This is a genomic window from Marinagarivorans sp. (assembly GCF_982758155.1).
This window is the reverse complement of record NZ_CEXWTU010000026.1, coordinates 25,720-32,436: the sequence shown is the minus strand read 5'-3', so window position 1 is coordinate 32,436 and position 6,717 is coordinate 25,720. Positions and strand designations below refer to the sequence as shown.

Below are 6,717 nucleotides of genomic sequence, written 5' to 3'. Positions count from 1 at the left end.
GGCGCAGATTCCATACCCGCCGATAGCGCGGCGATATTTTGAATTTGATTAAGCAGTAAACCTACATTATCGCCGGCGGCGGTAATGGCATCGGCCGGTAACGACGACAGCACAGCATTGCGAATAATGAGATCATCAAAGATCATCCACGTGCCTAACACTGTAAAGCACGGAATCGCGCACCACAGGGCTGTAAGCGTGCCATAGTAAAACGGTAACGAGTTTAAAAAACGTATGCCGCCAACATTTTGTGATATGGCCACAGAGCGCGAACGCCCCGCCATAAAGGCCAAACAGCCCAACACAAAAATAGCGATAACAAGTACTGATGGTTCCACAATATCTACCTAACTCAGATACAAAAATAGCCCAAATCAACTTGGGCTATCTTCTAATGGCTTTCATGCCGCCCTGATAACAATGGCGCCGGTTAAATACTTTCTAGCCGACGCCACACGATTTTGGGCGCAAGATTAGCACAAGCCTTAACTTTAGAGAGAAAGCGCTTCTAACCGCTTAACACTGCCGCCCACTTTCGCACGCTCATCTTTGGATAATGGAATCAAGCCTTTATCCGTCAAATAACCTTCATCACCCCATGCACGATCATGGGTAAATTCAGCCAAGAACTCTTCAATACCGGGGATAACACCGACGTGTGCCTTTTTCACATAGAAGTACAATGGACGCGAAACAATGTAGCTGCCATCTGAAATACTATCGAACGTAGGCGCTTGACCACCGATTTTGGCCGCTTGTACTTTATCGGCGTTTTGATCCAAAAAGCTAAAACCAAAGATACCGAGCGCTTGCGGGTTTTCGCTGAGCTTACGCACGATTAAATTATCGTTTTCGCCCGCTTCAACATAAGCGCCGTCTTCACGAATACCGTGGCACAAAGCTTTATACTTGTTTTTATTGGTCTTCTTCATGTCTTTAACCCATGAGAACGACTTACAACCGCCTTCCATCGCCAGCTCAACAAACGCATCGCGGGTACCTGAAGTTGGTGGTGGCCCAAGCACTTCAATCTTAATAGCAGGCAACGTCGGATTAACGTCTTTCCACGTTTTATAAGGGTTATCCACTAAGGTTTCTGTACCCTTAGGGTCCGGCACCTTCTTCGCCAATGCCAAGAAAATGTCTTTTAGTTCAAGCGACATAGGCTTAGCTTTAAGTGAGTTAGCGACAACAATGCCATCAAAACCAATCAATACTTCAACAATCTCTTTCACGCCGTTCTTTTGGCAATCTACATACTCACTCGATTTAATGCGGCGCGAGGCATTTGCGACATCGGGATAGTTAATGCCAACACCTTTACAAAACTCTTTGAAGCCACCGCCAGTACCGGTAGGCTCAATTTTAGGGGCTTTGAAATTTGTTTTGCGACCAAAACGCTCTGCCACAACTTTTGAGAACGGAAAAACCGTCGATGAGCCGACAACCATAATGTGGTCGCGACCTGCAAACGCTTGTGGTGCTAATGAAAAACCTGCAATACAGGCTGCTGCCATCAGTAATTTCTTCACAATTAAACCTCACAACTATTGAGTGAGCGCCCTTTCGAGGCGCCATCTTTTTCCAGATGGCGCCATCCTAATCGTCAATTATTACAGTAATGTTTCAGCTTAATAGAAATTTGCTCCGCTCTAGCGTCTGGGCAAGTAAAGTTATAAGGCTATAATGCCCGCCCCTAACTTGGGTATAAGGCAATGACTCTTCTTTTTGAACGCTATCAAACGCTAGCGGCGCTCGGCACACAAATCAACCAATCCATTGGTCGCTCCATCGCTTGGCTAACATTCGTGATGGTCATCCTCATGGCCGGTATCGTTATCGTGCGGGCGTTATTCAACGCCAACTCCGTAGGCGCGCAAGAACTCGTCACCTACCTTCATGCCACCGTTATTATGTTTGCCGGCGCTTATACCCTGGCCGAACAAGGGCATGTACGAGTCGATATTTTCTATCGCCGCAATAGCCTTAAGTACCAAGCATGGGTCGATCTGGTGGGTAACATCGTATTCTTGCTGCCATTTGCGCTTATCACCATATGGGTAAGCTGGACTTTTGTAACAACGTCTTGGGCCATACAAGAAACATCTACCGACGCGGGCGGCCTACCTTTAGTCTTCTTACTGAAATCGCTTTTGGTTGTAAACGGGGTGCTTTTAGCCTTGCAAGCCATTGCCGACTCCCTAAAGCAACTCGCAACACTTGGCCAAATAGAGCAAGACATGACCCAAACCGGCACTCAAACCAGTACTCCGGAGCGCACTTAACATGGCAGAGTGGATTCCCTTTTTATTGTTTCTAAGCGTTTGCGCTGCATTAATGCTTGGCTACCCCGTCGCCTTCACCCTCGCGGGCGTGAGCTTGTGGTTTGCGGGCATTGGCATCCTTAGCGGCCACTTTAACCCGCAAGACCTTTTCTATATCTCAGAGCGCCTATTTGGTGTTTATAGCAAAAGCACCCTCGTCGCAGTGCCGCTTTTCATCTTTATGGGCGTCATGCTCGAGCGAACAAAGCTCGCCGAAGAGCTCCTCGAAAATATGGCGCAAGCCTGTGGCCGATTACCTGCTGGCTTAGGGATTTCCGTAGTACTCGTGGGCACATTGCTAGCCGCCAGTACCGGCATTGTGGGTGCCACCGTGGTAACGATGGGCTTAATGTCGCTCCCGACCATGCTAAAACAAGGCTATTGCCCCAAGCTAGCCACAGGCACTATTTGCGCCACAGGTACCTTAGGCCAAATCATTCCACCGTCCATAGCCTTAGTTTTATTAGGCGATATTCTTTCCAACGCATATCAGCAGGCACAACTGCAGCAAGGCATTTTTAATGCTGCTCCCGTCTCCGTGGGCGATCTATTTTTGGGGGCCGTGGTGCCGGGCGCCATCCTCGTTGTACTGTATTTAATCTACTTACTGGCAACCGGTTTTTTTAAAGAGGAAACCGCGCCTAAGGTCGAATGCGAAAACAAAGCCAAAGGGCAACTCTGGCTCAGTATCTTACCGCCAGTGATGCTTATTGTTTTAGTGCTAGGCTCCATTGTGAGCGGCTTAGCAACGCCAACCGAAGCCGCCGCCGTTGGGGCCTTTGCCGCTACATTACTCGCGCTGGCAAAAAAACAACTTTCGTTTACTATTCTTCAAGGCGTTATACAAACCACCACCAAAATCACCTGCATGATCTTCACCATCCTACTAGGCGCTTCGATTTTCTCGTTGGTCTTTATTAGTTACGGCGGTAAAGAAATCATCGAACAATTCTTCGCCACCCTACCCGGCGGTGTTTTTAGTGCGATGCTTATTGTTATGGTTGTCATATTCCTACTGGGCTTTATTCTAGACTTTATTGAAATTACCTTTGTCGTGGTGCCATTAGTCGGCCCAGCCCTGTTAATGATGGGCGTAGACCCCATATGGCTTGGCATAATGATTGCCCTTAATTTGCAAACATCTTTTTTAACACCACCTTTTGGCTTTGCCCTGTTTTACTTGCGCGGGGTAGCACCGCCAAGCGTTAAAACCAGCGATATTTATCGCGGGGTTGCTCCCTTTATTGCCCTACAAGTACTGCTGTTGGGCCTATTGGCACTAAAACCGGAGCTAGTCACCTGGCTACCAGATTTAATGAACCCCGCGAATTAAAAAAACACCCAGAGTCAATCAACAGAAATATTAAGCTTTTATTTCTAAGGATTAAAAATGATCGATAACGACGAAAACCCAACACCATCCGGCGAACTTGCCCTACAAACGCTCACCCGACCACAAGACACCAACTCTAATGGGGATATTTTTGGCGGCTGGTTAATGGGCCAAATGGATCTTGCCGGTGCAATTACAGCTCGCGAACTCGCTCACGGGCCGGTTACAACCGTGGCCGTAGGCGCGATGGTATTTTTAAGCCCGATAAAAGTCGGGGCCATTGTTAGCTGCTATTGTGAAGTCGCCGAAATCGGGCGTTCATCCATTCGCATTAATGTAGAAGCATGGACAAAACACTACTCCGATGAAGAGCCCAAGAAAGTCACCGATGCTGAGTTTGTCTTTGTCGCGATTGATAAAGATGGCCGCACTCGCGTAGTGCCAGCACCTAAGGCTTAAGCGTGCGCCCGTGAATTTACACGGGCCTGTAAGCAGCCTTCAATGGTCTAAGGTTTTTCAGCAATAGGGTAACGATCAAAATCTAAGCGTGAGTGATGCGTATCTGCTTTGACATCACCCGCCAAAACAGCCCCCCACGCCCGCATTTTTTCAAAGAAAAATAACATAACGCACACTGCCGCCAGCGCAATAATAAGCCCGACCTCTTGTAAGCGGTGGTACTCATTTATACACGTCCAAATAAACTGCCCCACGCATAACACCGCTACAAGCAACAGCGTAGGGCGCCGGCCTATAAGGCCCACTATCAAAACACCCAATGGCGCCCCCAGTGCAACAACTGGCGCAGCCGCCAACCAATTTTCAAAAACACCAGGCTGTATATCTCCAGCCAGCCACTTAATACCAATACCGTAAACCGAAGCAAACGCCATAATCACTACCGATGTCGGTATCGCAATTTTTAAATCGGCACGGCATAGCAAAACTAACGCAGCATAAACCACCATATCAATGCCCACACCAGTTACAGATACAATCGCAGAACTCGCAATAAGGCCCAAAATAATACCTAAACGTAAATCCCAGCGCTCATTAAAATCCATCATACCGCTGTGGCCCGCAATCTCATCAATACGGTATAAGTGTAATAAACCAAAACTGGCCCACACCACCGCAAAAACAATTTTTATCCACAATTCTGGAATAAACGGCGCGATGAAAAATATGCCGACGGGCGTTCCAATAAGGGTACCGATCATGGCACCCTTGAGCATTGCAACAGCCAGCGGCTGCCGACGCGCCAAGATAAAAATACTGGCGCTCGTCATACCAATGGACTGCACCGCAAAACTAAAATCACGCCCCAAACTAGCGGGCATTTCAAATAACAACACCAGTACCGGAAACCCCACGGTGCCGCCCCCCATCGGCGTAGAGCCAGCGGCATAACTCCCTAAAGCCATCGCCACCGCCATTGGCCATTGCTCCTTCGCGGCACCCCAATAATCTAGGCCCACAACCAGCCATAACCACACCGCATAAAAAGCCAATAACCAAAGCCCCCAGACCCACAGAAATGTTTTCGCCGGTTTTAGGATAGACATAAAAGACACTCGATATTTAAAGAAGAAACGTAACTATTCAGCCATGCACAAATAGACCGGCAAACTGATCATTTTCTGGGCCGTTCAAGCCATCCATGGGCACTATGCAAGCGTTCCTGACGCTTGAATGCCCAGAAAACAATCAATTCGCCTTTTGGATGAGTATTATTTCGAGCCCACCTGAATAGTTACGAAGAAACAATGGAATTCAATGTTTAAGCACGCACCAATAAGCTGCCGATAGCTTTAGCGTAACGACACCACTCATCAGAAAATTAAAACATGACAGAAAAAAGTCGATTCCACGCCAGCGTACAACTAGCGCTAAAAATATAAAGTACACGGGTCATTATATGCGTTAATTCAATGTATTCAGCCATTGCCGCAATAGCTTACACTGGCGTGTAACAACCGCCGGGCTACGCAAAGATTGCGCTAACACTGCCGCACCCTGCGCAGTACACATCACATACTCTGCACTGGCACCGGCCTCTTTCTTTTTTTGCCCAAAGGTAATAAAACACCGTGTTAACCAATCAATACAAAGCACCATCGTGGTTTGAGCGTAGGGCTGGAATTCACCACCATTTTTTCCTAGCTCTGTGTTCAGCGATCCAATAGGACAACCAAAATTTTTGAGTTGCGTGGCACTTTTTTCAACCATATCAATAAACAGTAATATCGCTGCTTGTGGCGTTTCGCTCGTTTGCTCAAACCCAGCAAACATCATTTCAAGATTGCAACGCTGCACACCCACCACTTCACTGAGAATGGCTTCTTTGGAGCTGAAGTAATAGGCTAAATTACCTTTAAGTACTCCCGCAGCATTTGCAAGATCCTGCATGGACGATTGCGCAAAACCTTTTTCGTAAAAAAGCTGCCGAGCCGCCGCTATAATTTTAGCGCGGCTCTCCTCTCCTCTTGATGACATCAGGCCTCCATATTCAGCCTACAAATGCATGGATATCCGATACAGGGATATGATCGCCAATATTATCACCATAAAAAGCGGTTTTGACGACACCATTTTCATCAATTAGAAAGTCAGCGGGCAATCGATTGATCGGACCATCGATCCAACCGGGTAGAAAGCCTTTACCCATTGCAATAATCGGCTTGTGAATTGCCGCAAGTATCTTCAACAAACCCATCCAGCTCGTTTCCACCCCATACTGCTTATACAGCGCCATATCCGGGTCAGCTATAAAGGGGAATGTTGCTTGCTGTCTATTCACAAATTTCAACATCGCTTCGCTTGAAGACTGAAATATCGCCAGCATCACAATCTTACCTTCCAGCGCTTTAGTTTCTTCCAACAAACTATGAACCCGTAGATTACATAACGGGCACCCCGCATAGCGATAGAAACTCAGCATGACTTTTTTGCCTTTTAGAGCGTCTAAATCAACGGTATTACCAAAAATATCTTGAACTTGAAACTTCGGTGCCTTGGCACCTGTAACTAACCGGCTCATATCATGTACTCCACGTTAAT

Annotated in this window: 8 protein-coding genes; 3 read left to right on the top strand and 5 right to left on the bottom strand. The window is 47.3% G+C overall.

What is annotated here, in order from left to right; translation table 11 throughout:
* On the bottom strand, nucleotides 1–338 hold a 338-nt coding region (locus AC3A8L_RS05245; protein ID WP_487961185.1), incomplete at its 3' end, for a phosphate ABC transporter permease family protein.
* 153 nt (nucleotides 339–491) lie between these two features.
* Nucleotides 492–1,532 (bottom strand): substrate-binding domain-containing protein, encoded by a 1,041-nt coding sequence (locus AC3A8L_RS05240; protein ID WP_487961184.1) that lies wholly within the window; start codon nucleotides 1,530–1,532, stop codon nucleotides 492–494.
* A gap of 183 nt (nucleotides 1,533–1,715) precedes the next feature.
* On the opposite strand from AC3A8L_RS05240, the gene AC3A8L_RS05235 reads away from it, so the two are divergent.
* From AC3A8L_RS05235 to AC3A8L_RS05225, 3 genes are read left to right on the top strand one after another with little or no spacing between them, the layout of a single operon-like run.
* Nucleotides 1,716–2,285 (top strand): TRAP transporter small permease subunit, encoded by a 570-nt coding sequence (locus AC3A8L_RS05235; RefSeq protein ID WP_487961183.1) that lies wholly within the window; start codon nucleotides 1,716–1,718, stop codon nucleotides 2,283–2,285.
* A 1-nt stretch (nucleotide 2,286) separates the two neighbouring features.
* The gene (locus AC3A8L_RS05230) at nucleotides 2,287–3,657 is read left to right on the top strand and encodes a TRAP transporter large permease (RefSeq protein WP_487961182.1); all 1,371 of its coding nucleotides are present in this window, start codon (nucleotides 2,287–2,289) and stop codon (nucleotides 3,655–3,657) included.
* 57 nt (nucleotides 3,658–3,714) lie between these two features.
* Nucleotides 3,715–4,116, top strand: a complete 402-nt coding sequence (locus AC3A8L_RS05225; protein WP_487961181.1) for an acyl-CoA thioesterase — start codon at nucleotides 3,715–3,717, stop codon at nucleotides 4,114–4,116.
* A gap of 47 nt (nucleotides 4,117–4,163) precedes the next feature.
* On the opposite strand, the gene AC3A8L_RS05220 is transcribed toward AC3A8L_RS05225, so the two are convergent.
* The 3 genes from AC3A8L_RS05220 to AC3A8L_RS05210 all read right to left on the bottom strand — a co-directional run bounded on the left by AC3A8L_RS05220 (nucleotide 4,164) and on the right by AC3A8L_RS05210 (nucleotide 6,697).
* Nucleotides 4,164–5,222, bottom strand: a complete 1,059-nt coding sequence (locus tag AC3A8L_RS05220) for a sulfite exporter TauE/SafE family protein (protein ID WP_487961180.1) — start codon at nucleotides 5,220–5,222, stop codon at nucleotides 4,164–4,166.
* Between the two features lie 358 nt (nucleotides 5,223–5,580).
* Complete coding sequence (locus tag AC3A8L_RS05215; protein WP_487961179.1) at nucleotides 5,581–6,153, bottom strand: TetR/AcrR family transcriptional regulator; 573 nt, start codon at nucleotides 6,151–6,153, stop codon at nucleotides 5,581–5,583.
* A 13-nt stretch (nucleotides 6,154–6,166) separates the two neighbouring features.
* Complete coding sequence (locus AC3A8L_RS05210) at nucleotides 6,167–6,697, bottom strand: peroxiredoxin-like family protein (RefSeq protein WP_487961178.1); 531 nt, start codon at nucleotides 6,695–6,697, stop codon at nucleotides 6,167–6,169.
* Nucleotides 6,698–6,717 lie beyond the last annotated feature (20 nt).

Excerpts from the sequence above, each read along its gene's own strand:
- AC3A8L_RS05220 (WP_487961180.1), bottom strand. The coding sequence starts at position 5,222 with ATGTCTATCCTAAAACCGGCGAAAACATTTCTGTGGGTCTGGGGGCTT.
- AC3A8L_RS05235 (WP_487961183.1), top strand. The coding sequence starts at position 1,716 with ATGACTCTTCTTTTTGAACGCTATCAAACGCTAGCGGCGCTCGGCACA.
- AC3A8L_RS05210 (WP_487961178.1), bottom strand. The coding sequence starts at position 6,697 with ATGAGCCGGTTAGTTACAGGTGCCAAGGCACCGAAGTTTCAAGTTCAA.
- AC3A8L_RS05230 (WP_487961182.1), top strand. The coding sequence starts at position 2,287 with ATGGCAGAGTGGATTCCCTTTTTATTGTTTCTAAGCGTTTGCGCTGCA.
- AC3A8L_RS05225 (WP_487961181.1), top strand. The coding sequence starts at position 3,715 with ATGATCGATAACGACGAAAACCCAACACCATCCGGCGAACTTGCCCTA.
- AC3A8L_RS05215 (WP_487961179.1), bottom strand. The coding sequence starts at position 6,153 with ATGTCATCAAGAGGAGAGGAGAGCCGCGCTAAAATTATAGCGGCGGCT.